Below are 2161 nucleotides of genomic sequence, written 5' to 3' on the forward strand. Positions count from 1 at the left end.
GGATCCTGTCTATCCCGTGGGGCAAGAACTCCAAGGTCAAGCAGGATCTGGCTTTCGCGCAGAACGTGCTCGATACCGACCATTTCGGCCTCGACAAGGTCAAGGAGCGCATCGTCGAGTATCTCGCCGTGCAAAGCCGCCAGAAGAAGCTGAAGGGGCCGATCCTGTGCCTCGTCGGCCCTCCCGGTGTCGGCAAGACCTCGCTCGGCAAGTCGATCGCCAAGGCGACTGGACGCGAGTTCATCCGCATGGCGCTGGGCGGCGTGCGTGACGAGGCCGAGATCCGTGGCCACCGGCGCACCTATATCGGCTCGATGCCCGGCAAGGTCATCCAGTCGATGAAGAAGGCCAAGAAGTCCAACCCGCTCTTCCTGCTCGACGAGATCGACAAGATGGGCCAGGACTTCCGTGGCGATCCGTCATCGGCGTTGCTCGAGGTCCTCGATCCGGAACAGAATTCGACGTTCATGGACCACTACCTCGAGGTCGAATACGATCTGTCGAGCGTCATGTTCGTGACGACGGCGAACACGCTGAACATCCCGGCGCCCTTGATGGACCGCATGGAGATCATCCGTATCGCCGGCTACACCGAGGACGAGAAGATCGAGATCGCCAAGCGGCACCTGATGCCTAAGGTGATCCGCGATCACGCGCTGCAGCCGAAGGAGTTTTCCGTCGGTGAGGACGCGATCCGCGCCATCGTCCAGACCTACACCCGTGAAGCGGGCGTCAGAAGCCTCGAGCGCGAGCTGATGAAGCTCGGGCGCAAGGCGGTGACCGAGATCCTGAAGACGAAGAAGAAGACGGTGAACATCACGGCGGCGAACCTCGCCGATTACCTCGGTGTTGAACGCTTCCGCTTCGGTCAGGTCGAGGCTGACGATCAGGTCGGTGTCGTTACCGGACTCGCCTGGACGGAAGTCGGCGGCGAGCTGCTGACGGTCGAAGGCGTCATGATGCCCGGCAAGGGCCGCATGACGGTGACCGGCAATTTGCGCGACGTGATGAAGGAATCGATTTCGGCGGCGGCCTCCTATGTCCGCTCGCGCGCCGTCGATTTCGGCATCGAGCCGCCGCTGTTCGACAAGCGCGACATCCACGTGCACTTGCCGGAAGGCGCCACGCCGAAGGACGGCCCGTCTGCAGGTGCTGCCATGGCGACAGCTATTGTGTCGGTACTGACGGGTATTCCGGTCCGGGCGGATGTGGCGATGACCGGCGAGATAACGCTTCGCGGCCGCATCCTGCCGATCGGCGGGCTCAAGGAGAAGCTGCTCGCCGCACTGCGCGGCGGCATCAAGAAGGTGCTGATCCCGGAAGACAATGCCAAGGATCTGGCGGAGATTCCGGACAATGTGAAGAACGGCATGGAGATCATTCCTGTCTCACGTGTCGGCGAGGTGTTGCGCCACGCGCTGGTGCGTATGCCGGAGCCGATCGAATGGGTCGAGCCGGTCAATCCGCCGGCTGCGACAGACAGTGCCGACGACGCTGGAAAGTCCCTGGCGCATTAGAGCGCCGGGCGTCCATCTGGACGCACAAAGGACGCTCTAACGCTTAGACTTGCGCATGGCCCTTGCCGCAAACCGGCTACGGTTTTCGGGGCCATGCGTTGGTTTTCGTCGAGGTTGCAGCGCACAAACGGAGAGCCGGGCCTGACGCCCGGCTTTTTCATGTGAAAAACCCCGGAATTCCGGGCTTTTTCCGCTTTTTTCCTGCCTTTTCGACTTGGTTGCGGGAGCGCTTCTTTCTAAAGTCCGTTTCCTGCCGGATGAGTCGATAGTTCCGGTGTTCTCATGGAAGGGAATTTTTATGAACAAGAACGAACTGGTGTCCGCTGTCGCCGACGCCGCGAGCATTTCGAAGGGTGACGCGCAGTCGGCGGTCGATGCGGTATTTTCCGTGATCACCGGCGAACTGAAGAAGGGCGGCGATGTCCGGCTTGTCGGCTTTGGCAATTTCACCGTGTCAAAGCGTGCCGCCTCGACCGGCCGCAATCCTCAGACCGGCGCCGAAGTGAAGATCCCGGCGCGTACCGTGCCGAAGTTCTCGGCCGGCAAAGGCCTCAAGGACGCAGTCAACTAAGCGTTTTTTCTTTTCAGAGACCTCAGAAAAGCCGGGCTTGCCCGGCTTTTCATTTTGGTGCCCTACGTTGGTT

General features: G+C 61.0%; 2 protein-coding genes. Both read left to right on the forward strand.

The features are described 5' to 3' along the window. Positions 1 to 1517 (forward strand): endopeptidase La (gene lon / locus EN932_RS34605; protein ID WP_128369458.1); only part of this gene is annotated, 1517 nt, incomplete at its 5' end. 298 nt (positions 1518 to 1815) lie between these two features. Continuing rightward, entirely contained in the window at positions 1816 to 2088 is a 273-nt protein-coding gene (locus EN932_RS34610; RefSeq protein WP_006201846.1) for an HU family DNA-binding protein, read from the forward strand. Positions 2089 to 2161 lie beyond the last annotated feature (73 nt).

The sequence above is a fragment of the Mesorhizobium sp. M7A.F.Ca.US.002.01.1.1 genome, from assembly GCF_004022955.1.
In the GTDB taxonomy this organism is placed as follows: Bacteria; Pseudomonadota; Alphaproteobacteria; order Rhizobiales; family Rhizobiaceae; genus Mesorhizobium; species Mesorhizobium ciceri.

Excerpts from the sequence above, each read along its gene's own strand:
- EN932_RS34610 (WP_006201846.1), top strand. The coding sequence starts at position 1,816 with ATGAACAAGAACGAACTGGTGTCCGCTGTCGCCGACGCCGCGAGCATT.